The sequence below is a fragment of the Novosphingobium terrae genome (assembly GCF_017163935.1).
In the GTDB taxonomy this organism is placed as follows: domain Bacteria; phylum Pseudomonadota; class Alphaproteobacteria; order Sphingomonadales; family Sphingomonadaceae; genus Novosphingobium; species Novosphingobium terrae.
The window spans coordinates 3,104,302-3,126,439 of record NZ_JABVZR010000001.1 but is presented as its reverse complement, the minus strand read 5'-3'; the positions used below and the strand labels follow the sequence as shown (position 1 = coordinate 3,126,439).

At 65.4% G+C, this 22,138-nt stretch carries 19 protein-coding genes; 5 read left to right on the top strand and 14 right to left on the bottom strand.

Going from position 1 to position 22,138, the window contains the following annotated elements; translation table 11 throughout:
• Positions 1–34: 34 nt before the first annotated feature.
• From HGK27_RS14000 to HGK27_RS13990, 3 genes are all read right to left on the bottom strand, one after another.
• A complete protein-coding gene (locus tag HGK27_RS14000) occupies positions 35–1,135 on the bottom strand; it encodes a hypothetical protein (RefSeq protein WP_206241313.1) in 1,101 nt (366 codons plus the stop codon).
• A 445-nt stretch (positions 1,136–1,580) separates the two neighbouring features.
• Positions 1,581–2,876, bottom strand: a complete 1,296-nt coding sequence (locus HGK27_RS13995) for a sugar MFS transporter (protein ID WP_241127160.1) — start codon at positions 2,874–2,876, stop codon at positions 1,581–1,583.
• 173 nt (positions 2,877–3,049) lie between these two features.
• Positions 3,050–5,842: a bifunctional diguanylate cyclase/phosphodiesterase gene (locus HGK27_RS13990; protein ID WP_206241312.1), complete on the bottom strand. Its 2,793-nt coding sequence runs from the start codon at positions 5,840–5,842 to the stop codon at positions 3,050–3,052.
• Positions 5,843–6,061: 219 nt separating this feature from the next.
• On the opposite strand from HGK27_RS13990, the gene HGK27_RS13985 reads away from it, so the two are divergent.
• Positions 6,062–6,994: a glutaminase gene (locus tag HGK27_RS13985; protein WP_206241311.1), complete on the top strand. Its 933-nt coding sequence runs from the start codon at positions 6,062–6,064 to the stop codon at positions 6,992–6,994.
• 130 nt (positions 6,995–7,124) lie between these two features.
• On the opposite strand, the gene HGK27_RS13980 is transcribed toward HGK27_RS13985, so the two are convergent.
• Positions 7,125–7,907 carry an IclR family transcriptional regulator domain-containing protein gene (locus tag HGK27_RS13980; protein ID WP_206241310.1) on the bottom strand — a complete coding sequence of 261 codons (783 nt, stop codon included), beginning with the start codon at positions 7,905–7,907 and terminating at the stop codon, positions 7,125–7,127.
• Between the two features lie 112 nt (positions 7,908–8,019).
• Between HGK27_RS13980 and HGK27_RS13975 the strand changes: the two genes are divergently transcribed.
• Genes HGK27_RS13975 through pcaF form a run of 3 tightly spaced genes read left to right on the top strand, consistent with a single transcriptional unit; the run spans position 8,020 to position 10,590 of the window.
• On the top strand, positions 8,020–8,703 hold the full coding sequence (locus HGK27_RS13975) for a 3-oxoacid CoA-transferase subunit A (RefSeq protein ID WP_206241309.1): 684 nt from the start codon (positions 8,020–8,022) through the stop codon (positions 8,701–8,703).
• Between the two features lie 13 nt (positions 8,704–8,716).
• Positions 8,717–9,367 carry a 3-oxoacid CoA-transferase subunit B gene (locus tag HGK27_RS13970; RefSeq protein ID WP_206241307.1) on the top strand — a complete coding sequence of 217 codons (651 nt, stop codon included), beginning with the start codon at positions 8,717–8,719 and terminating at the stop codon, positions 9,365–9,367.
• A 14-nt stretch (positions 9,368–9,381) separates the two neighbouring features.
• Positions 9,382–10,590, top strand: a complete 1,209-nt coding sequence (gene pcaF, locus HGK27_RS13965; RefSeq protein ID WP_206241306.1) for a 3-oxoadipyl-CoA thiolase — start codon at positions 9,382–9,384, stop codon at positions 10,588–10,590.
• A gap of 108 nt (positions 10,591–10,698) precedes the next feature.
• Here the strand turns inward: pcaF and HGK27_RS13960 are convergent, their stop codons facing one another.
• The 10 genes from HGK27_RS13960 to HGK27_RS13915 all read right to left on the bottom strand — a co-directional run bounded on the left by HGK27_RS13960 (position 10,699) and on the right by HGK27_RS13915 (position 20,409).
• Positions 10,699–10,881, bottom strand: a complete 183-nt coding sequence (locus HGK27_RS13960) for a hypothetical protein (RefSeq protein WP_206241305.1) — start codon at positions 10,879–10,881, stop codon at positions 10,699–10,701.
• A gap of 380 nt (positions 10,882–11,261) precedes the next feature.
• A complete protein-coding gene (locus HGK27_RS13955) occupies positions 11,262–12,770 on the bottom strand; it encodes a SulP family inorganic anion transporter (protein ID WP_206241303.1) in 1,509 nt (502 codons plus the stop codon).
• 38 nt (positions 12,771–12,808) lie between these two features.
• A complete protein-coding gene (locus HGK27_RS13950) occupies positions 12,809–13,504 on the bottom strand; it encodes a carbonic anhydrase (protein ID WP_206241301.1) in 696 nt (231 codons plus the stop codon).
• Positions 13,505–13,965: 461 nt separating this feature from the next.
• Positions 13,966–14,637, bottom strand: coding sequence for a hypothetical protein (locus HGK27_RS13945; protein WP_206241300.1), 672 nt, complete (start codon positions 14,635–14,637; stop codon positions 13,966–13,968).
• Positions 14,638–14,899: 262 nt separating this feature from the next.
• Positions 14,900–16,216: an ATP-binding protein gene (locus tag HGK27_RS13940; protein WP_241127159.1), complete on the bottom strand. Its 1,317-nt coding sequence runs from the start codon at positions 16,214–16,216 to the stop codon at positions 14,900–14,902.
• Complete coding sequence (locus HGK27_RS13935) at positions 16,213–16,968, bottom strand: response regulator transcription factor (protein WP_206243207.1); 756 nt, start codon at positions 16,966–16,968, stop codon at positions 16,213–16,215. Before HGK27_RS13935 ends, HGK27_RS13940 begins: the two co-directional genes overlap by 4 nt.
• Positions 16,969–17,104: 136 nt before the next feature.
• Positions 17,105–17,473: a hypothetical protein gene (locus tag HGK27_RS13930; RefSeq protein ID WP_206241299.1), complete on the bottom strand. Its 369-nt coding sequence runs from the start codon at positions 17,471–17,473 to the stop codon at positions 17,105–17,107.
• Between the two features lie 328 nt (positions 17,474–17,801).
• Complete coding sequence (gene folD, locus HGK27_RS13925; protein ID WP_206241298.1) at positions 17,802–18,662, bottom strand: bifunctional methylenetetrahydrofolate dehydrogenase/methenyltetrahydrofolate cyclohydrolase FolD; 861 nt, start codon at positions 18,660–18,662, stop codon at positions 17,802–17,804.
• A gap of 53 nt (positions 18,663–18,715) precedes the next feature.
• Entirely contained in the window at positions 18,716–19,981 is a 1,266-nt protein-coding gene (locus HGK27_RS13920) for an MFS transporter (RefSeq protein ID WP_206241297.1), read from the bottom strand.
• Positions 19,982–19,983: 2 nt separating this feature from the next.
• Positions 19,984–20,409, bottom strand: coding sequence for a MarR family winged helix-turn-helix transcriptional regulator (locus tag HGK27_RS13915; protein WP_206241296.1), 426 nt, complete (start codon positions 20,407–20,409; stop codon positions 19,984–19,986).
• A gap of 91 nt (positions 20,410–20,500) precedes the next feature.
• Between HGK27_RS13915 and HGK27_RS13910 the strand changes: the two genes are divergently transcribed.
• Positions 20,501–22,120 (top strand): NAD(P)/FAD-dependent oxidoreductase, encoded by a 1,620-nt coding sequence (locus tag HGK27_RS13910; RefSeq protein WP_206241295.1) that lies wholly within the window; start codon positions 20,501–20,503, stop codon positions 22,118–22,120.
• The last annotated feature ends 18 nt before the right edge of the window (positions 22,121–22,138 follow it).

The following is a 22,138-nucleotide window of genomic DNA, read 5'->3' as shown; positions in this document are numbered from 1 at the left end:
GGGCCGCCCCTTTTTTCATGCGCCACGGCGCCACTCAGTAGGTAACGCTGAGCAGCACCTCCGCCGTGCCGGAGCGATAGGTGCCATCCAGGGAATCGCGCCAGGCGTAATAGGCGTCGAAGAAGCCCCAGCCGCCCACGCGCATCGTCGCCCCGGCCTTGGCATAGGCGGTGTTGGGGGCGGAGATCGGCGTGGGGAGTGTGTTGTGGATCTGGAATTCCCCGCCCAGCTCCACAAAGGGCGCAGGATGAGCCGAGCGGAACTCTTCCTTTTGCAGGCGGGTGGAGAACAGCACCTCGCCGTAATCCTGATGCTGGCCCGCTTCCACCGTGCCCAGATTGGTGGTCGAGGTCTGGATGGCGGTGCGTTGCAGGATGAGATGCACAGCGGGGCGCAGGCTCCATCCCTTGGGGACCAGCGGGCTGTCCTGATGCTGGAACATGCCGATCAGCCCCAGTTGCAGATAGCTGCGCGGGGTGGAGGCGCGGTCATGCAGGGTCAGGTCGCCGCCCAGCGGGATGGTTGTGGTGGTGGTGCCGTCGAACCATGTCGCCTTGGCGGCAAAGCCAATGGTGGGGCTGATGCGCTGCAGCAGGTCGAAGCGCAGGCCCGCGCCCGGCACCACGATGCGTCCGCCGCCGGCCAGATGGACGATGTTGGTCTCATAGGTGGGGCCAAGGCCGATCAGCGTGCCCGGGCGGGGGCGGTATTGCAGCTGCGCCAGCGAGGTGAAGGTGGTGGTGGTCTCCAGAAAGCTGCCATGGTCGTCTGCCCAGTTCTTGATCGCGGCGGCGCCCAGCTTGACGAACCAGTGGCCGGCGCTGTCCAGCGAGACGACCGCATGGGCCGGGATCACCAGATTTTGCAGCGAGACATCAGGATGCGTGTCGGTGGCGGGCAGGGCGGTGTAGGCGCCGAGGCGGGCCTGAAGCGATCCGAAATGCTCGTCGCTGTTCATCTCGCCGGTCAGGCCGATCACGCCGAATTCGCGCACCAGCTTCTGGTTGGGCGAGGCCGCGGCGCCATCGCCGGGGGCCCAGGGGGCGGGGGCATCGGCGGTGGCGATGGCGTCGGATGCGGGGGCGGTGTCGGCCTGAGCGGCAGGAGCACTCAGGGCGAGACAGGTGGCGAACACAGTGGGGGCGACCAGGGTGGTGACGAGGGTGCTGATGCACCTCTTCGGGGGGATACGAATGGCGAACTCTCCAGGATCACGCGCGGCCTGTGGGGGCAGCCGCTTCTGCGATGGGGAGAGAGCTATCGCCGCAGGGAGGGGGATCAATCGCCCGGGCCTGCTACGATGCAGTCAGGTCATAGAATTAATCGCCTGTAAGTCTTGGGAAATCTGCATGAGGGCCAGGCTGCGATCCCCCGGACCGAATGAAAACATGAGATAAATCAGGTTTATCGGACAGATCTGGCAGGCTGCCATCCCGCCACGGGGCGCAAGGGGATGAAGCAGAGGTTCAGGCGGCCTTCGGGCACAAAAAAGCCCCCGTGATTCGGGGGCCATCGGTTCACAGATGATCGATGCCCCGCGCCAGCCGTGGCCGACGCGGGGCATGGTGATCAGAGGGGCATCAGTTCTGCACCCGCGTCCGGCTGGCAAACAGGCCGAATGCCGCGATGATCGCATAGCACACGGCGGGCAGCGCCAGCGCCAGCTGCAGGCTGTGGGTGACGTCGGCGAACTTGCCGGTCAGCGGCGGGATGATCGCGCCGCCCACGATGGCGACATTGATGATGCCCGAACCGTCGGCAGCGGCCTCGCCAAGGCCTTCGCAGGCCAGCGAGAAGATGGTGGGGAACATGATCGAGTTCATCAGGCCGATCAGCAGCAGGCTGTAGGCCGCGACCGGACCGCTGGCATTGGCCGAGATCACGATCAGCAGGATCGAGCCCACCGCGTTGCAGGCCAGCACCTTGGCGGGGCTCACCATGCGCAGCAGGCCCGAACCGGCGAAACGACCGACCAGCGCGCCACCCCAGTAATAGGGGATATAGGTGGCGGCGGCGGCAGCCGTCACGCCCAGCACCGAAGGCAGCTGGAAATAGTTGACGATCAGCGAGCCGACCGACACTTCCGCGCCCACATAAAGGAAGATGCAGGCCGCGCCGAAAGCGAAGCGCGGCTGACCCAGCAGCTTGAGCCCATCGACAAAGCTGCTGTGGGCGTGATGCTCGTTCTTCAGCGCATTGCGGTTGCCCCAGACGACCAGCGCCACCACCGCCAGCGCAATGGCGAGGCCGATGTAGGTGTGGACCACAGTCTGGGTCTCGGCGATGCGGTAGAGGTCGAGCGCCGGGCCGGTCAGATCCTCGGCCTTCACCTTGGCCAGCTGGCCCAGGATCAGCGCGCCGCCCACCAGCGGGAACAGCACCGTGCCCAGCGAGTTGAAGGCCTGCGCGAAGGTCAGGCGGCTCGACGCGGTCTTGGCCGGGCCCAGCAGCGAGATCAGCGGATTGGTGACGATCTGCACCATCACCACGCCGGCGGCCAGCACGAAGAGCGCGGCCAGAAACAGCCCATAGGTGGCATGCTGCGAGGCGGGAATGAACAGCAGGCAGCCCGCCGTCATGGTCAGCAGGCCGACCACCGCGCCGCGCATATAGCCGATGCGCTTGACCAGCGCTGCGCCGGGCAGGCCGATGATGGCATAGGCGGCGAAGAAGGCCGTCTGCACGAACATGGCCTGCATGTAATCAAGCGTGAAGAGTTCCTTCAGCTTGGGGATGATCACATCGTTCAGGCTGGTGATGCCGCCGAAGATGAAGAACAGGCCCATCACGAACATGCGCAGCTGAGGCGCGTTGACATTGCCCTCATCGCTGGCGGCATGATCGGTGCTGGACGATGCATTGGGCATCAGGGCCACAGGGTTACTCCTCTCTGCCCGGCGGGCGCGAGGCCACCGGGAAACATGCTGTGCGCCATGGTCTGTCCATGGTCGGTTTCCGGCAATCACATCGCCGGTTTGCCAGAGGATGGCCAGAGCTTTCTTGGCGCGAGAGCCTTGTTGCCTAAGGAATAGGTCTGCAGGTAGCGCAATCAGGCAGCGACATCGGCCTGAGGCAGGCCTTCATCCACCCTGTTGCCATCCACCCTGCTGATCGCCGTCGCGGGGCTCACCCCGGCCAGCGGCTTGGGATAGCCGAAGAGATAGCCCTGACCCTCGTCGCAGCCTTCGCGGCGCAGCAGGTCGAGCTGGTCCTCGGTTTCCACGCCTTCGCACAGCACCGGGATCTCCAGACTGCGGCCCAGCGCCAGCACGGTGCGCATGATCGCCGCGCCCTGCGGGCTGGCGGCGGCGGTGTGCAGCAGGGATTTGTCGATCTTCAGCTTGTCGAAGGGGAAGGCATGCAGCGTTTCCAGCGAGGCATAGCCGGTACCGAAATCATCCATGGCAATGGCGATGCCCAAAGCCTTGATCTGGCGCAGCACATGCAGTGCGCGGGCCTTGTCGGCGATGATCGCGCTTTCGGTGATTTCCAGCTCCAGCCGGTGTGCGGGCAGACCCGTATCGATCAGGATCTGGGCGATGCGCTGCGCCAGATCGGGCTGTTGCAGCTGCACCGGCGAGACATTGACCGCCACCTTGATGTCGCTGGCCCAGCGCGCGGCATCGCGCGCGGCGCGGCGCAGCACCCATTCGCCGATGGCGAAAATGGCGCCGGTTTCCTCGGCGACGGGGATGAAATCGAGCGGCGGGATCATGCCGCGCAGCGGATGGCGCCAGCGCACCAGCGCCTCATAGCCGGTCAGCGCGCCGCTGCGGATCGCATGCTGGGGCTGGTAGAACAGGCACAGCTCGTCATGCTCCAGCGCATTGTGCAGATCGCCCGCGATGCGGCGGCGGGTGCGGGCATGCTCGTCCATGCCCTGCTCGTAATAGCAGATCGCCTCGCCCCGGCTGGTCTTGGCGCGCAGCATCGCCAGATCGGCGTTGTTGAGCAGCGTCTCACGGTCGCGCCCATCCTCGGGGAAGATGGCGACGCCGAAGCTGGCACGCAGCGGCATATCCGATTCATGCGCCCGGAAGCAGGCCGAGAGACGTTCGACGAAATCGCTCAGTTCGGATTGGCTGTCATAGAGGCAGGCGGCTGCGAATTCGTCACCGCCCAGTCGCGCGACAATCTCGCCTTCGCGACAGGCCGCGGTCAGGCGCTGCGCTGCCTCGATGATGGCGCGGTCGCCGGCGGCATGGCCGAGGCGGTCGTTGATTTCCTTGAAGCGGTCCAGATCCAGCGCCACCACCGCGACATGCCGGCCATGGCGCGCGGCATGCGGCATTTCGCGCCCACACCATTCGTTGAAGCGGGCGCGGTTGGGCAGGCCGGTCAGCGGGTCATGCGCGGCCAGATGGGCGATGCGCGCCTCATTGCGGCGGCGTTCGGTCACATCCTCGAAGGTGACGACGCGGCCGCCATCCTCCAGCGCGCGGCTGGTGATGCCGACATGGAAATCGCCGTGGCATTCCACCATGATGCGCTGGCCGTCAGCGGTGTGAAGCGCCTGTTCCAGCAGCGAGCGGATGGCGCTGCGCTCGGTCACGCGCTGGCCTTCCATCAATTGCTCGATGATGGGGCCGCAGCCGGTGCCGGGCAGCAGCATGCCTTGCGGAATGCCCCACATGGCGCAGAGCCGCGAATTGGCCAGCACCAGCCGGTGATCGCTGTCGAACAGCGCCAGACCCTGATGCATGTTGTCCAGCGCGGTGTTGAGCTGGGCGCGCATCGCGGCATGGCCGTCCTGCTCTTCCTTCAGCCGCGTCATGTCGCGGGTGATCTTGGCAAAGCCCAGCGGCGCGCCATCCTTGTCGAAGATGCGCTCGATGGTGACATGGGCCCAGAACTGGCTGCCATCCTTGCGGCAGCGCCAGCCCTCGCTGGTAAACTTGCCCTGGGTGGTGGCAATGCTCAGCGCGCGTTCGGGCAGGCCTGCCGCGCGATCCTGAAGCGTGTAGAAGCAGGAGAGCGGCAGGCCGATGGCCTCGGCGCCGCTGTAGCCTTTGAGGCGCTCGGCGCCGGGGTTCCAATAGGCGATGCGGCCCTCATTGGTGAGCATATAGAGCGCGCAATCGGAAATCCCCTCGACCAGGATCGAGAAGGCACGTTCGCTGCTGTGGATCGCCGCTGCCGCGCGCCGGCTGAGCAGTAGCGCTACCATGGCGGACAGCAGAACGAGGCAGGTGGCCAGCCCGACCAGCGCCGACATCGTTTCGGGCATCAGCAGCAGGCCTTCATGGGGCGCCATCCGTTGCGGGATCAGCGTGAAAGCGGCCATGCCGGTGAAATGCAGGCTCGTCACCCCAAGGCTGAGCAGCAGGCAGGCCTGCCACAAGCGGTCGCGCCCCAGGGCCAGACGCAGCGCCGGATAAAGCAGCCCCACCGCCATCACCACCGAGCCGACGACCATGACAGGCTGCCACACCATCCGCGCGGGCAGGTTGAGCGCACTGGCGCCGATATAATGCATGGCGGCCACGCTGCCGCCCGCGATGCAGGCCGCTGCCGCGATGCCGCGCTGAGAGGGAAAGCGCAAGGCGGCGATCAGCCCGGCTGTGACGCCCAGCACCGCCACCGCCAGCGAGGCTGCCGTCAGCCCCGGGCGATAGGACATGTCCAGCCCCGGCATATAGCCCAGCATGGCCACGAAATGCATCGCCCAGACGCCGAACCCTGTCGAGACCCCGGCCACCAGCGCCCATAAGTCGCTGTCATGCTGATGGGCATGGCGCAGCAGCACCAGACCGCCCGTTGCCGTCAACAGGCAGATGGTGATCGCCAACAGAACGAGCGAGGGTTGATGCTGATCGACAAGGCAAAGGTAGACAGAGGGCATCAAGGGGTTCCGAAGGGCCGAATCACCGCCACGCACGGGCCGGACCGATAGGGAACCCTGCCGTTAAGAAGGTTAACAATTGGGAAAGTATGTTCGCCCGGCATGGTGAATTTGTACCGGTTTTACATCAGGGGTCTGCTGGCCCTAATCGCGCTTCACGCTTGATCCGCCGCGTTGGGGCGGCTTAATCACGCGGCTGATCTTGTGAAAGAACCTGTCATGACTGCCCTGCAACCGCTGATCGATTCCATTGTCTCGGACATGCGCAAGATGGAGGACAAGGGCCGCGTGGCGGATTACATTCCGCCGCTGGCGCAGGTCTCGCCGGACAAGTTCGGTCTGGCGGTGGTGCTGGCCGATGGGCAGGTGCTGACCGGCGGCGATGCCGAGGAGCCCTTTTCGATCCAGAGCATCTCCAAGGTTTTCACCCTCACGCTGGCGCTGGGCACGGCGGGCGACCAGCTGTGGCGCCGCGTGAGCAAGGAGCCATCGGGCAGCCCTTTCAACTCCATCGTCCAGCTCGAAAACGAGCAGGGCGTGCCGCGCAACCCCTTCATCAACGCCGGGGCCATTGTCGTCTCCGACATGATCCTTGCCCGCCACGAACCGCGCGAGGCCATCGGGCAGGTGCTGCGCCTCGTGCGCGATCTGGCGGGCGATGACACCATTGCCATTGACGAGCATGTCGCCCGCGCCGAGCTGGAGACCGGCTTTCGCAATCAGGCGCTGGCCAATTACACCAAGGCCTTCGGCAATCTGCACAATGATGTCGACCGCGTGTTGGGGGTCTATTCGCACTGCTGTTCCATCACCATGAGCTGCCGCCAGCTGGCCTTGGCCGGGCGCTATCTGATGCTGGGCGGGCGCAATCCCGAGACCGGGCGGCAGGTGCTTTCCGCCCACCGCACCCGCCGCATCAATGCGCTGATGATGACCTGCGGCCATTACGACAATTCCGGGGAGTTCGCCTTCCGTGTCGGCCTGCCGGGGAAGTCTGGCGTGGGCGGCGGCATTCTGGTGGTGGCGCCGGGCGTCGCTTCGATTGCGGTGTGGGCGCCGGGGTTGAACGCTCAGGGGAATTCTTTGCTCGGGTCTCTGGCTTTGGAAAGGTTGGCTGCCGGGGCGGGGTGGTCGGTGTTTGAAGGGGGATAAGGGCTGAAAGCAGGGGGCGGCGTTTTGAGTGCCGATGTCTCAAGAGAAATCGGTTGACTCCCCTGCACCCCCATTACGTCTCCCGGCGATAGCTTGTGTCAGGCCGGAACCTGGCAGCCAGAACTCCTCGTTACAGCAGGCCGGTGGCTGTCAGTTCGCGGGCGCAGCGCCTCAGCGCGGGTAGAAAATGCGTGCGCAAATCGACCACCGATACGCGCGAGGCCTGCGTCCCCACATTCACCGCCGCCACCACCCGGCCAGACATCCCGCGCACCGGCACCGCCACCGAGCGCAGCCCCATCTCCAGCTCCTGATCGATGATCGCATAGCCTTCCTCCGCCACCTTGTCGCAGATGGCTTGCAGGCGGTTGGGTTCGATCTCGGTCAGATCGGTGTGCGCGGCCAGATCGATGCGGCGGAAATAGGCGGCGCGCTTTTCCCTCGGCATATCGGCCAGCAGCACCCGCCCCATCGATGTGGTGTAGAGCGGTAACCGGCTCCCCACCCGCAGCGCGATCGACATGATGCGCGAAACCTCCGCCCGCGCGATGTAAAAGACCTGATCGTCATCCACGATGCCCAGTGAGCAGGATTCGCCCAACTCATCCCGCAGCTGATCCAGCAGCGGCTGCGCACGCAGCGCCAGCGGCGTGGAGGAGAGATAGGCATAGCCCAACGTCATCACCTTGGGCCGCAGCGCATAATGGCTGCCATCCTGCGCGGCATAGCCCAGCTTCACCAGCGTGAGCAGGCAGCGCCGCACGGCGGGGCGGGAGAGGCCCGTCAGCTTGCTGGCCTGGGCGATGGTCATCGGGCGTTCCTGCTCGGCAAAGCAGCGCATCACCGCCAGACCGCGCGCCAGCGAGGCCATGAACTCCGGATCACCCGGAACTTCGAGCAGCTCTTCCATCATACTTTGGTCCTCGCAATAACCGATTACCGTACAATATACCGTTTATCGATTGACTCAAGAGGGGCCCAGGCAGAACCCGAAGGCAAGGACACAGGTTTCAGGAGAGAGTCCCGTGATCGATAAAAGCGTGAGCGACGCGGCCGCTGCCGTCGCCGATATTCAGGATGGCGCCTCCATCATGATCGGAGGGTTCGGCACGGCCGGCATGCCCGATGAGCTGATCGAGGCGCTGATCGCGCGCGGCTTGCGCGACCTCACCGTCATCAGCAACAATGCCGGGAACGGCGAGACCGGCGTGGCCGCGCTGATGCGGGAAAAGCGGGTGCGCAAGATCATCTGCTCTTTCCCGCGACAGGCGGATTCGCATCATTTCGACGCGCTCTATCACGCCGGAGAGATCGAGCTGGAGCTGGTGCCGCAGGGCAATCTGGCCGCGCGCATTCAGGCGGCGGGCGCGGGGCTGGGGGCGATCTTCACCCCCACCGGCTTCGGCACGCAGCTGGCGCAGGGCAAGGAAACCCGCAAGATCGATGGGCGCGACTATGTGCTGGAATACCCCATCCACGCCGATTTCGCGCTGATCAAGGCGCAGCAGGGCGATCGCTGGGGCAATCTGGTCTATCGCAAGACGGCCCGCAACTTCGGCCCGATCATGGCCATGGCCGCCAAAACCGCCATCGCGCAGGTGAGCGAAATCGTGCCGCTGGGCGCCCTCGACCCCGAAGCCGTGGTGACGCCGGGCATCTTCGTGCAGCGCGTGGTGCCGATTGTGCCTGCCGCCGCTCTGGCTGCCTGAAGGGAGAGAAACAATGGAACGACTGGACCGCAAGGCGATGGCCGCCCGCGTCGCCCGCGACATTCCCGAGGGCGCCTATGTGAACCTCGGCATCGGCCTGCCCACGATGGTGGCCAACTATCTGCCCGCCGAGAAGGACATCTTTCTGCAGAGCGAAAACGGCGTGCTGGGCATGGGCCCCGCGCCCGCGCCGGGCTTTGAAGACCCCGAACTGATCAATGCGGGCAAGCAGCCCGTCACGCTGCTGGATGGCGGCTGCTTCTTCCACCATGCCGACAGCTTTGCGATGATGCGCGGCGGGCATCTGGACATCTGCGTGCTGGGCGCCTTTCAGGTCTCGGCCACGGGCGATATCGCCAATTGGCATACCGGGGCTCCCGGAGCGATCCCGGCGGTGGGCGGGGCGATGGATCTGGCCATCGGCGCCAAGCAGATCTTCGTGATGATGGAGCTGCTCACCAAGGGCGGTGAGAGCAAGCTGGTGGAGCGCTGCACCTATCCGCTGACCGGCATCGGCTGCATTTCGCGCGTCTACACCGATCTGGGCACCTTCAGCGTGGGGCCTCAGGGGGCGGGCATCGTGGATCTGGTTCCCGGTTTCAGCATCGAGGATGCGCGCGCTGCCACCGGTCTGGCGCTGGACGCCGCCGCTCTGGCCGCCTGAAAGGACATTCCGACATGACCGAAGCCTTTATCTGCGACGCCATCCGCACGCCCATCGGCCGTTACAATGGCGGCCTCTCCCGCATCCGTGCCGACGATCTGGGTGCGGTGCCCTTGAAAGCCCTGCTGGAGCGCAACCCGGGCCTCGATCCTGCTGCCATCGAGGAAGTTTTCTATGGCTGTGCCAACCAGTCGGGCGAGGACAACCGCAATGTCGCGCGCATGAGCCTGCTGCTGGCGGGCCTGCCCTCTACCGTGCCGGGCGTGACGCTCAATCGCCTCTGCGCCTCCGGGCTTGAGGCGGTGGGGCAGGCGGCCCGCGCCATCCGCCTTGGCGAGATGGATCTGGCCTTTGCGGGCGGCGTGGAAAGCATGACCCGCGCGCCTTTCGTGATGGGCAAGTCGGACACCGCCTTCGGGCGCGCCCAGACGCTGGAAGACACGACGATGGGCTGGCGCTTCGTCAATCCCGCGCTCAATGCCGCCTATGGCACCGAGACCATGCCGCGCACCGGCGAGAATGTCGCCGAGGATTACGGCATATGCCGCGCGGATCAGGATGCCTTTGCGCTGCGTAGCCAGCAGCGCACGGCGGCGGCGCAGGCCTCTGGCTTCCATGCCGAGGAGATCGTGCCGGTCAGCGTGCCGGGCCGCAAGCGCGGTGAGGTGATGCAGGTCACGCAGGACGAACATCCGCGTGCCGACACCACGCTTGAGGCGCTTTCCGGTCTGAAGCCCTTGTTCGGGCCTTCGGGCACGGTGACGGCGGGCAATGCCTCGGGCATCAACGATGGCGCGGCGGCTTTGATCATCGCCAGCGAGGCGGCGGTGAAGGCCCATGGGCTGACGCCGCGCGCGCGCATTCTGGGCCTTGCCTCGGCGGGCGTGGAGCCGCGGGTGATGGGCATCGGCCCGATCCCGGCCACGCGCAAGCTGCTGGCGAAGCTGGGCCTGAGTATCCATGACTTCGACGCCATCGAGCTGAATGAGGCCTTTGCCAGCCAGTCACTGGCGGTGATGCGCGATCTGGGGCTGGCCGACGATGCGCCGCAGGTGAATGCCAATGGCGGTGCCATCGCGTTGGGCCATCCGCTGGGCATGTCGGGCGCGCGCCTTGCGCTGACTTTGGTGCATCAGTTGGAGAAGACTGGCGGCAAACGCGGGCTGGCGACGCTTTGCGTGGGCGTCGGCATCGGTCTGGCGCTGGCGGTCGAGCGGGTCTGAACGCTTTTGCGGGATGATGGTCGCCGGTTTATCCGGCGGCCATGGTGCGGTCAGCGTAACAGGATGATCGGATCATTTCGGATCATTCACCGCCTGCTTCCCGCCACGTTATTTTCGGAAGTTCATATAATGGCGCATGGCGGCGGAGATGCTGAGATCGCTGGTGCCCAGATGCTCAAGGGCGCCGGCGTCCTGGCCAATTTTGCGTTCAGAGCGCGGGAGAATGAAATTCCCGTCAATGGAGGTTTTTGAACTTCCAATGAGTGTTCTGACGGCTTTTCGATCGGGCATAAGAACCTCCTCTACAGCTTCTAACTCATTTAATCGGATTTGGTTTCAGCTTTCATTTTAAATAGAGCCATTTTGGTGGCTTATCTCAAGCTGCCCCTTAGGGAACTGCTAAAAGCCTGACGAAAAGGCAGGGCGCAGGGTTACCGCGCTACACACCATATCGCCGGGAGATGTAACGGGGGTGCCGGGGGGCGTAACGCCTCCGGCGTCATTCCCTTCGAACTCAAAAAAAAGGCCACCCCCGGACTGGCGGGGATGGCCTTGAGTTGCGAGACGGCTCAGACGCAGGTCATAAGCCGTGCCGGGTTCAGCTCTGAAATTTCAATATGTTGTCGCATCGTTCTTGCGAAAAACCGGTTCCCACTTTTCCGCACGATGCTTCATGCATGGGCAAAGGTCCGCACCATCTCCTCGCGCCCGCTGACCGAGGCGGCCAGCCCCGCGCGGCGGCGGCGACCCAGCCATTCGCCAAGCATTTCGGCGCTGGTGTGGTCGAGCCCGGCGAGGGAATCGAGGTCGAGGTGGACGGGCTTGTCGGCGGGCACATCCTCCAGCGCGCGGGTCAGGCGCGGCAGGGTGAGGAAGGTGGCCGCGCCGGAGAGGCGGACCAGACGCGCCTCGCCTTCAGGCGCCGTGCCATGCTCGATCCCCAGCTTGAGGCGCGAGATATGCGGCACAACCTCGATCAGCGAGAGGCCAAGGCCCACCAGCACGCCGGTCAGCAGATCGGTGGTGATCACCAGCGCGAAGGTGGCGGCCCAGATGCCGGCGGGCACGGGGCCGTAGTTCTCGAAGAGATGGCGCACATGCTTGAGGCTGATCAGGCGCCAGCCCGTCACCACAAGGATGCCGCCCAGCGCGGCCATGGGCACCTCACGCAGCACCCAGGGGAGCAGCGCGACAAGGCCGAGAATCCACACGCCATGCAAGATCGCCGAGGCGCGGGTCTGGGCCCCAGCCTGCACATTGGCGGAGGAACGCACGATCACGCCGGTCATCGGGAGGGCGCCGACCAGACCGCAGAGCAGATTGCCCACGCCCTGCGCGCGCAGCTCCTTGTTGTAATCGGTGCGCACGCCGTCATGCATACGGTCCACAGCCGCCGCCGACAGCAGCGTTTCCGCGCTGGCGATAAAGGCGATGGCGATGGCGGCGGTGGCGATCGCGGGATTGGCGAGGATCGGGGCGAAGAAGTCCGCGCCCGGCATGGCAAAGGCCGCCGAGATCGATTCCGGCACGCTGATGCGCGCGACCTGCAGCCCCAGCGAGGCGGCAACCGCCGTGGCGGCAACCACGCCCAGCAGCGCGCCCGGAACCAGCTTCAGCGAGGCAGGGCGCAGCTTTTCCCAGCCCAGCATCACCGCGATGGTCAGCAGGCCGAGGCCCAGCGCGATCTCGGTGGAATGCATGTCGGAGAAGTTCAGGCCCAGCACGCGGCCCGGCATCGCCGAGAGGTTGGCCAGCCCGTTCGACATCGGCTTGGCGTCGAACAGGATGTGGAACTGGCCCGCCACGATCAGCGCGCCAATGCCCGCCAGCATGCCATGCACCACGGCAGGCGAAACCGCGCGGAACAATCCGCCCAGACGCGCCACTCCGGCCACGAACTGGATCACGCCCGCCAGAACCAGCATCGGCCCCAGCGCCGAAAGCCCGTGATCGCGCACAAATTCGAAGATGATGACGGCCAGACCCGCCGCAGGCCCGCTGACCTGCAACGGCGAACCGGCCAGCATGCCGACGACGATGCCGCCGATGATGCCGGTGACGAGGCCCTTTTCGGGCGGCACGCCAGAGGCGATGGCGATGCCCATGCACAAGGGCATGGCCACCAGAAACACCACGATGGATGCGGTGAGGTCACGCACCGAAAGGCCCGGCACTTTCATGCCGGGCTTCGTTGATGCGGAGGGGGCGGAGGGCCCGCTCATTCAGCGGCTTCCGCCAATTGGGCGTCGGTCGCGATGCGGCGGGCGGCATGCAGGGCCACGGGCAGCGGCTGGTCTTCGCGCAGGGGCACGAACTGGCCGGTGTCGCCGTCCAGACCCAGCACCTGCCCGGCGTGGATGTCCACGAACCAGCCATGCAGCGCCATCTCGCCCTTGGCGATGGCGGCGGCCACCGAAGGATGGGTGCGCAGATGCGCGATCTGGGCGATGATGTTCTCAAGGCTGACGGCGCGCACGCGGGCCTTGTCATGCAGATGCGGCGAGGTGGTGGTGACGATGTGCTCGGCAGCCGAACCATGGCGCAGCCAGGCGGCGACATTGGGCATGGCCTCCAGACCGACGGGGTTGGACAGCGCCTTCATCGCGCCGCAGTCCGAGTGGCCGCAGACGATGATGTCACGCACGCCCAGCGCCACCACGGCATATTCCACCGTGGAGGACACGCCGCCGTTCATCGTGGCGAAGGGGGGCACCATGTTGCCCGCGTTGCGGCAGACGAACAGATCGCCGGGCTGGGCCTGCAGGATCTGCTCGGGCACGATGCGCGAATCCGCGCAGGAGATCATCAGCGCCTTGGGCTCCTGCCCTTCGCTGGTGAGCTTGGCGAACAGCTCGCCGCTCTGGGGGAAAGTGGTCTTTTCGAAGCTGAACACGCGGCCGATGAGGTCGTTCATGGTAGCACCTCTTGTTTGTTATCAATGGGGCGGCCCGAATGAGAGGGGAAATGGGGTACTCCCACCCGAGCCTTGTCCATGAATTTAGGGTGCGTGTTTTGCCCGCGATCCGCTGATGTGTAAGGAAGTGTTGCTGCGGTGCGGTATGGAGTTAGTGTTTTGAAATTTTAGGGAAATTAAGAATATAATGCGAGGGCCATCGCCCTCGCGCTCCCTTTATATGGCGGCGTGTGCGCCTTGTTTGTGGCGTTTGTTGCGGGTTCCCGGGGCAGATGTGCTGCCATCGCTGGCGTGGTTTGACGTGCAGGCATAAGCCTGCCTGCGGCGCCAAGGCCGGCTCGGGTTTTCGTCAGGATGAAGCGGAAGCGGGCATCCCGCTTCTGCCTTGCCGACGCCATGTGGCGTGGCAGTCATCGCCCCCGCTAGTGGTCGTCGCAGGCCTTGGGAAGGGGGCTTCGCACCTACTGTTGCGTGGTCATTCCCGTGCCGAACGTGGCTTCGGCCAAAACGTCGCCCATGCCCGAGGGCTGCGCGTTTGTTTTTGGGGTTTCCTGACGTTCTGTGAGGACCCAGCCCCGCACAATGCCTATTTGAAGGCGACTAACGCGTTCGTGCCCGTCAATTCGGCTTAGAAAGCGCAGAGTCTGATGGTCTGGCAGACCAGACCCCGGTCTGGGGTGCCCGGTGATCGATACGCCGGTCGCGGCGGCATACCCCGGCTCTCTCCGCGCGTCGGCCAGAGCTTTTGCGGCAACCGTTTCGAGGGTCGCGCCTTCGGGTGCCTTTTCCACGGTTCTTTCATAGATCGTGCTGCCATCTTTGGTTTCGCACGATGCCTGGTCCACCGAAGCTGTAAGGACGCGCTGCCCCTTTTTGCCAAGAGCGCACACCAGACCAGACGCCCGGTGCCGGGCCTTGCCGCCATTTGCGTCGCTGACGTTATCGAAGAATGCGGCTGCGCCGGATTTCACCAGCTCGGCATCAATGCGGAGTTTGGTGTCAGCCAGTTCCTTTGCCGTCATCGGCTCGACCATCTTGATGCCCAGGCTGGCCAAAGCATTTTTGGATGGTTGTTGAGCGAAAGCGATTCCCGGAATCATCAAAATACCCGCGGCAACGATCCAGCTTCGCATTCGTCATCCCCTTGTCTTGCCAAGAGTAAAGCTCAAATGTGTGACAGCTACAAGCGTGCTGAAAAGACAGGCGCGGGATGACGAATTCCTGGGAGCATTCGTGAAAAACACCCGAGTGCTATTCACCCTTTCAACTCACCTCTGTGTCGCGAAGCGATTTGAAACAGCCAACACCTAACGCCGAACCTGTAACGCAAGGCAGACAAGAAAGGGATTGCAAAGGGCGATGGCCCTTTGCCCGCCGGAGGCCCGCTTTAACCTTCTAACAGGCCCCACCGGCCAAAGTCACCGTCGCCACCAGCCCACCGCCTTCGCGATTGGCCAGCACCACCGTCGCTCCTTCACCGCTCAGCGACTTCTCAACGATGGCCAGCCCCAGACCCATGCCCGGCGTATCGCGCGACCGGGCATGATCCAACCGCACGAAAGGCTGGATCACATGGGCCAGCTCTTCCTCGGGAATGCCGGGGCCATGGTCCGCAATGGTCACGGTGACATGGCCGCCCACCACCGCCAGCGACACCTCGGCATTGCCGCCATAATGCAGCGCATTGGTCACCAGATTGGACAAGGCCCGGCGCAGAGGCACCGCACGGCCCATCACCACCAGCGTGTCGGGCCCGTCATAGCTGGCATCGCTGCCCTGATCCTGCGCATTGTCCACCAGAGTCTGCACCATGGCGGCGATATCGATGCGGCGGGGCGGCTCGGCGCTGCGCGGCTCCACGCAGGTCTGCAGCGAGGAGAGCAGGTCGCGCATCTCGCCGATGTCGCCCTGCATCGCCTCACGCGCGGCGGGGTCGAGCGGGGCCTCGTCGAGGCGCAGATGCAGGCGGGCCAGAGGCGTGCGCAGATCGTGGCCGATGGCCAGCATGGTCTGGGCGCCGGTGGCCAGCAGGCTGTCGATGCGGCTCTGCATGGCGTTGAAGGCGTGAATCAGGTTGCGCACCTCGGCAGGCCCGGCAGGCTCCAGCGCGGAGGATTGCGAGGTGCCGACGCGCCGCGTGGCCAGCACAAGGCGGCGCAGCGGGTGGAGGATCGCCTGCATCATCACCAGCGCCAGCCCCACCAGCACCAGCGAGGGCAGCACCAGCGAGATCAGGCGCCCGGCCTTGAGCGGCCATGCCCTGCGGCTGTGGTTGTGAAAGCTGACCAGCGATCCGTCGCTCAGCGTCAGCGATCCGCCGATGTCCTCGGAAAAGGTCGAGAGGTGCAGTTGCAGATTGCGCTGCGCCAGAGACGGCTGGGCGGACAGGATCTGCCCCTGCAGCGCCGCCAGAGTCAGCGCCGCCAGCGGTCGTTCACGCGCCGGGGACCAGCTGATTTTCAGCGTTTCGCTGCTCAGTTCCCCGGCCACGCGGGGGCGGGAGATCAGCGGCTCGGTCTCCAGCACCTGGTCGGCCACCACCAGCCTTTCGGCCAGACGCGCGGCATCCTCCTGATGCAGGGCGAAGTCGCTGGCTTTCTCGAAGATCAGCGCATTGGCGGCGAAATCCACCGCCATCACCAGCACCAGCAGCGCCAGCAGGCGCCCGAACAGGCCGATATGGCCCGCCCATTGGCGCAGGCGATGGATCAAGAACGCGTGACCGGCAGGTTGAACATGTAACCCACGCCGCGCACCGTCACCAGCGGAGCCGTACCGCCCGTATCGGTCAGCTTGCGGCGCAGACGGCTGACCAGCACGTCAATCGAACGATCCGAGGAATCGCCGATGCGGGTGCGCGACAGTTCGATCAGACGCTGCCGCCCGATCACACGCTGCGGCTGGCTGACGAAGGTGCAGAGCAGATCGAACTCCGCGCCCGTCAGATCCACAATGGTGCCATCCGGCGCGGTCAGTTCGTGGCGGGCCATGGAGAGGCGCCAGCCGTCGAACTCCACATCGCGACGGCCCAGGTCGCGCTCGCCGCTGGTGTTCTCGCCACTGTTGCCGCCGCGGCGCAGCACCGCGCCGATCCGCGCGATCAGCTCACGCGTGCCGAAGGGCTTGGCCAGATAATCGTCAGCGCCCAGCTCAAGGCCCAGCACGCGGTCTTCCTCGCTGCCGCGCGCGGAGACGAAGATGATCGGCACTTCGCTGGTCTTGCGGATGCGGCGGAACAGCTCGATGCCATTCGTGCCGGGCAGCATGATGTCCAGCACCAGCAGGTCGGCAGGGGCGGCTTCCAGCGCCACCCACATCTCCGCGCCGCTGCAGGCCGTGCGCACGTCATAGCCATGGGCCTTGAGCGCGCGCGCCGTCAGCACGCGCAATGCGGTGTCATCCTCGACCAGCAAGATCGAGGGTGCCGAGCCGGGAATGGCATCAGGGGCGGCGATATCAGGCATCAAGGCACGAAGTGTCACGCTTGCGCTCGCTTTTCAAGGGGAAGAGAAGATAGCCGGGCGGCGGCGCTGCCACACCTAACGTCAGGGCACGACGCTTGAAGGAGGCGGTGCGGTTTAACCGCCGCCCGGCAGGACATCAGCCAACCTTGGGGAGGCTGCTGCCCTGGGACGTGGTTGCGGTGTCAGCCTCGGCGCTTTCCTGCGCGGGCTGGGCCTTGGCCTTGGCCAGAGCTGGCTTCACCTGCGCAGCGGGCGCGGCGCGGAAGCAGCCACGGTTGCGGCTGGGATCGGGGTGGCAGGCGATGGTGCGCTCGACGGCGGTGTTCTCCGCCTTGGCTACCACCACCGGGGTGGTGCCCATCGCGCGCTGCTGCGCCACGACATGGCTGCTGGTAACGCAGCCCATCACCTTGCCCGGCTGCGGGTGGCAGCCAATGGCCTGAAGGGGCTGGTCGATGGGGGCGGAGGCGCTCAGCGCCATCGTCGCGAAGAGGGTGAACAACATGGGTGTGCTCCAAATTCCGTGATGAATTGGAGATAGAGCCTGCGCTTTGCCCTTGATCGTCCCGAGTGTGACGAAGTGTTTCTGAGGGAGATAAAGAAGGCAGAAAGATGCGAGGGGATTATCCCCTCGCGCTCCCATTACGTCTCCCGACGAGAGGGCAGGGGGGCCGAATTGTTGCGCTCCGGCTCTCCACCTGCGCCACCTCAGGCGCCGCAGGCATTGAATGTCCTGCCTGCGGCACGGCGGCGTTGCTCTGTGGCTGAACCCGTGGCGCTGAGGTAGACATTCATGGGAGCGCGAGGGTGTAACACCCTCGCATTATCTTTTCTTACTTCAACCCCATCTTGGCCGCCTTGACCGTATTGGCCAACAGACAGGCAATCGTCATCGGCCCAACACCCCCCGGCACAGGCGTCACCGCGCGGGCGTGCTCCAGCTCGTGAGTCGCGCAGTCGCCGACCAGCTTGGTCGTGCCATCGTGGTCGGTGATGCGGGTGATGCCCACATCGATCACCACGGCGCCGGGCTTCACCCAATAGCCGCGCACCAGATGGGGGGCGCCAGCTGCCGCCACGATGATGTCCGCCTTGCGGGCCACATCGGGCAGGTCCTTGGTTTCGATATGGGTGACGGTGACGGTCGCCTCGCGTTCCAGCAGCAGCATGGAGACCGGCTTACCCACGATGTTCGACTTGCCGATGACCACGGCGTTGAGGCCGCGATAGTCGTCGATCACGCTGTCGAGCAGCATCATGATGCCCAGCGGGGTGCAGGGCACAAGGCCGCCGGTGCCGGTGGACAGGCGCCCGACGTTTACGGGGTGGAAGCCGTCGACATCCTTGTCGGGGCTGATGCGGTCGAGGATGGGGGCGGCGTCGAGGCCCTTGGGGAGGGGCAGTTGGACGAGGATGCCGTGGATGCCCGCGTCGGCGTTCAGGCTGTCGATCAGGGCGAGCAGATCGGCCTGGGAGGTGTCGGCGGGCAGGCGATGTTCGATCGAGTTGATTCCGGCCTTGCGGCACTGGCTGATCTTGCGGCCGACATAGACCTCGCTGGCCGGATCGCTGCCCACCAGCACCACGGCGAGGCCGGGCGGGTTGCCGGTGGCCGCGATGATGTCGGCGACGCCCTTGCGGGTGTCTTCCATCAGCCTTGCGGCGAGGGCCTTGCCGTCGATGATCTGTGCCATGGTGTCCGTTCCCCTGAAAGCTGAGGTGCCTTTAGGGGGTAGGGACGATTGCATCAAGCCGGGCGAAGCTGTGTCCGCGCATGGGGCAGGGCCAGCGCAGCAAGCGCCGCGATCAGGCCCAGCACGCCCGCTCCGGCAAAGGCGGGGCCGTAGGAGCCCCATTCCTGCCGCACGAGGCCCGCGCCCAGCGCCGCACAGGCGGCGCCAAGCTGGTGCCCGGCGACGACCCAGCCGAAGATGATCGGGGCCTCGCGCTCGCCAAAGGCGCGGTTGGCGATGGCCAGCGTGGGGGGCACAGTGGCGATCCAGTCGAGCCCGTAGAACACCGCGAAGACGCCAAGGCCGATGGGGCCGAAATCGAGGAAGGGCAGCACGATCAGCGAGAGGCCGCGCAGTCCGTAATAGACAAAGAGCAACCGGCGCGGATCGAAACGGTCGGTCAGCCAGCCCGAGGCGGTGGTGCCGAACAGATCGAAGATGCCCATGGTGGAGAGCAGTCCGGCAGCGGCGACGGGGGCAATGCCATGGTCGCCGCAGTAAGCGATCAGATGCGTGCCGACGAGGCCGTTGGTGGTCGCCCCGCAGACGAAGAAGGTGCCGAACAACAGCCAGAAGGTGCCGGACTTGCTGGCGCGGGCCAGAGCTTCCAGCGCCAGCATCGCGCTGGCCTGACGCGGGGGCGGCGGGGGCGTGCCGGGGGCCTCGCCAAAGCGGGCGATGCCGCGCGAGGCCGGGCTTTCGGGCAAAAGCAGCATCACCAGCGGGATCATGATCAGGCTGGCGAGTCCCACCGTATCCACCACCGGCTGCCATGCGCCGTCACGCGTCAGCCATGCCAGAAAGGGCAGGAACACCAGCGAGCCCGTCGCGGTGGAGGCCGAGAACAGCCCCATCACCAGCCCCTGCCTTTTGGCGAACCAGCGGTTGGTGACGGTGGCGCCCAGCACATTTGCAACGGCGCCGCTGCCAAACCCCGAGATGACGCCCCATGTCAGCAGATAGTGCCAGCTCTGGCTCATCCAATGGCTGGCCAGCGTGCCCGCCGCCATCAGCGCCAGCCCGCCCATCATGGTGCGCCTTATGCCGATGGAGAGCATCAGCGCGGCGGCAAAGGGCCCGACCAGACCATAGAGAAAGATGCCGATGGCCGAGGTGAGCGAAACCGTCGCCCGGTCCCAGCCGAAATGCAGTCCCAGCGGCACCATCATCACCCCGGGCGCCGAGCGTAGCCCCGCCGAAACCAGCAGGGCGAGGAAGGTGATCGCGGTGACCTGAATCGCCAGCCTCTTGGTGCTTGTGGCGGTTTGCGGCGTGGTCATGGTCAGATGGTTCCTGAGACAAGCTGGGTGGCGAGGCGGTCGGCGCTGGATTGCATCTGGTCCCATTCGCCCGGTTGCATGGCGCTGAGGATGCGGGTTTGCAGGGATTCCCATGCCGGGTTGGCATCCGCCACCCGCTGCTGGCCTGCCGGGGTGAGGGTGGCGGTGCGGCTGCGCGGGGATGGGCTTTCCAGCACCAGCAGGCCCTCGCGCTCCAGCGGGGGCAGGGCGCGGTAGAGGCTGGTGCGGTCCATCACCAGACCCTCGGCAAGGCGGGGCAGGGGGATGGTGCCGGCGCGCTGGATGTCGCGCAGGATGGCGAATTGTTGCACCGTGATGCCGAAAGGGGCCAGCGCTTCGTCATAGGCGCGGGTGAGCGCGCGGGTGGCGCGGCGCATGGTGGTGCAGACGCAGAGTCTTTGATGCATATGCATCATCTATGAGTGGCAAGGCTTCCGGTCAAGCGCCAAGGATCAGGCAGGGGTGGCGAAAAAGGGGCAAGCGGCGTATGGGGCGGCGATGCTACGCCTCTCCGACATCATCCTGCCGCTCGACCACGCCCCCGAGGATCTGGAGCGCGCCGTCTGCGCCAGGCTGGGGATCAAACCCGAAGCGCTGCACCGCGTGCATATGGTCCGCCGGGGCAATGACGCGCGCAAGAAAAGCGCGATCAAGCTGGTCTATGTGCTGGATGTCGAAGTGGATGACGAAGCTGGCATCCTCACCGGTTTCGCCGAGGATCAGCATGTGCGGGCCACGCCCGACACCTCCTACCACTTCCCGGTGATGGCGCCTGCCGATTACAAGGGCCCGCGCCCGGTGGTGATCGGCGCTGGGCCTTGCGGTCTGCTGGCGGCGCTGATTCTGGCGCAGATGGGGCTGAAACCGATCATCATCGAGCGTGGCAAGGCCGTGCGCGAACGCACCAAGGACACCTGGGGCCTGTGGCGCAAGGGCGTGCTCGATCCGGAATCCAACGTGCAATATGGCGAGGGCGGTGCGGGCACCTTCTCCGATGGCAAGCTCTACAGCCGTATCAAGGACCCGCGTCATCTGGGCCGCAAAGTGCTGGTGGAGTTCGTGAAGGCCGGTGCGCCCGACGATATCCTCTACGAAGCGCATCCGCATATCGGCACCTTCCGCCTCGTCACCATGGTGATGAGCATGCGCGACACCATCGAGAAGCTGGGCGGCGAATATCGTTTCAGCACCCGCGTTTCGGGCTTCGATGTGCAGGGCGAGGGCGAGGATCGAAAGCTGCGCGGTCTGCATCTGGCCGATGGCGGTTACCTTGAAACCAGCCATGTGATCATGGCGGTGGGCCACTCCAGCCGCGACACCTTCCATGCCCTGCATGACGCGGGGATCTTTATGGAGGCCAAGCCCTTCGCCATCGGCGTGCGGATCGAGCATCCGCAAAGCTGGATCGACAAGGCCCGCTTCGGCCCCTGCGCCGGGAACGAGATTCTGGGCGCGGCGGCCTATTCGCTGTCTCATCAATGCTCGAACGGGCGCACGGTTTATTCCTTCTGCATGTGCCCCGGCGGGCGCGTGGTGGCCGCGACCAGCGAGGAAGGCCGCGTCGTCACCAACGGCATGAGCCAGTATTCGCGCGCGGAATTCAACGCCAACTCGGGGCTGGTGGTGACGATCGATCCGGGCAAGGACTATCCGGGTGGGCCTCTGGCGGGCATCGCCTTCCAGCGCCACTGGGAGGATCTGGCCTATATCGCCGGGGGCAGCAACTATCAGGCGCCGGGGCAGAAGCTGGGCGATCTGCTGGCGGGGCGGGCTTCGTCAGGCGATTTTGGCGCGGTGATCCCCAGCTACAAGCCGGGCGTCCACCTGACCGATCTGCGCGAATGTCTGCCCGATTATGTGATCGACTCGATCCGCGAGGCGCTGCCGGTGTTTGGCCGTCAGGTGCCCGGTTACGACCATCCCGATGTTATCATGACCGGCGTGGAAACGCGCACTTCGTCTCCTTTGCGCATTACGCGGGGGAAGGATTTGCAGTCTCTGAACACGCGCGGGCTGTATCCGGCGGGTGAGGGGGCCGGTTATGCTGGCGGGATTCTGTCTGCGGCGGTGGATGGGATTCGGGTGGCGGAAGCCTTGGCAGCAGAATTGGTGAAGTAAGGAAGATGCGAGGGGATT

Coding starts and splice junctions, on each gene's coding strand:
- HGK27_RS13990 (WP_206241312.1), bottom strand. CDS start 5,842: ATGCCCTCTGTCTACCTTTGCCTTGTCGATCAGCATCAACCCTCGCTC.
- HGK27_RS13985 (WP_206241311.1), top strand. CDS start 6,062: ATGACTGCCCTGCAACCGCTGATCGATTCCATTGTCTCGGACATGCGC.
- HGK27_RS13980 (WP_206241310.1), bottom strand. CDS start 7,907: ATGATGGAAGAGCTGCTCGAAGTTCCGGGTGATCCGGAGTTCATGGCC.
- HGK27_RS13970 (WP_206241307.1), top strand. CDS start 8,717: ATGGAACGACTGGACCGCAAGGCGATGGCCGCCCGCGTCGCCCGCGAC.
- pcaF (WP_206241306.1), top strand. CDS start 9,382: ATGACCGAAGCCTTTATCTGCGACGCCATCCGCACGCCCATCGGCCGT.
- HGK27_RS13960 (WP_206241305.1), bottom strand. CDS start 10,881: ATGCCCGATCGAAAAGCCGTCAGAACACTCATTGGAAGTTCAAAAACC.
- HGK27_RS13955 (WP_206241303.1), bottom strand. CDS start 12,770: ATGAAAGTGCCGGGCCTTTCGGTGCGTGACCTCACCGCATCCATCGTG.
- HGK27_RS13950 (WP_206241301.1), bottom strand. CDS start 13,504: ATGAACGACCTCATCGGCCGCGTGTTCAGCTTCGAAAAGACCACTTTC.
- HGK27_RS13945 (WP_206241300.1), bottom strand. CDS start 14,637: ATGCGAAGCTGGATCGTTGCCGCGGGTATTTTGATGATTCCGGGAATC.
- HGK27_RS13935 (WP_206243207.1), bottom strand. CDS start 16,968: ATGCCTGATATCGCCGCCCCTGATGCCATTCCCGGCTCGGCACCCTCG.
- HGK27_RS13930 (WP_206241299.1), bottom strand. CDS start 17,473: ATGTTGTTCACCCTCTTCGCGACGATGGCGCTGAGCGCCTCCGCCCCC.
- folD (WP_206241298.1), bottom strand. CDS start 18,662: ATGGCACAGATCATCGACGGCAAGGCCCTCGCCGCAAGGCTGATGGAA.
- HGK27_RS13920 (WP_206241297.1), bottom strand. CDS start 19,981: ATGACCACGCCGCAAACCGCCACAAGCACCAAGAGGCTGGCGATTCAG.
- HGK27_RS13915 (WP_206241296.1), bottom strand. CDS start 20,409: ATGCATCAAAGACTCTGCGTCTGCACCACCATGCGCCGCGCCACCCGC.
- HGK27_RS13910 (WP_206241295.1), top strand. CDS start 20,501: ATGCTACGCCTCTCCGACATCATCCTGCCGCTCGACCACGCCCCCGAG.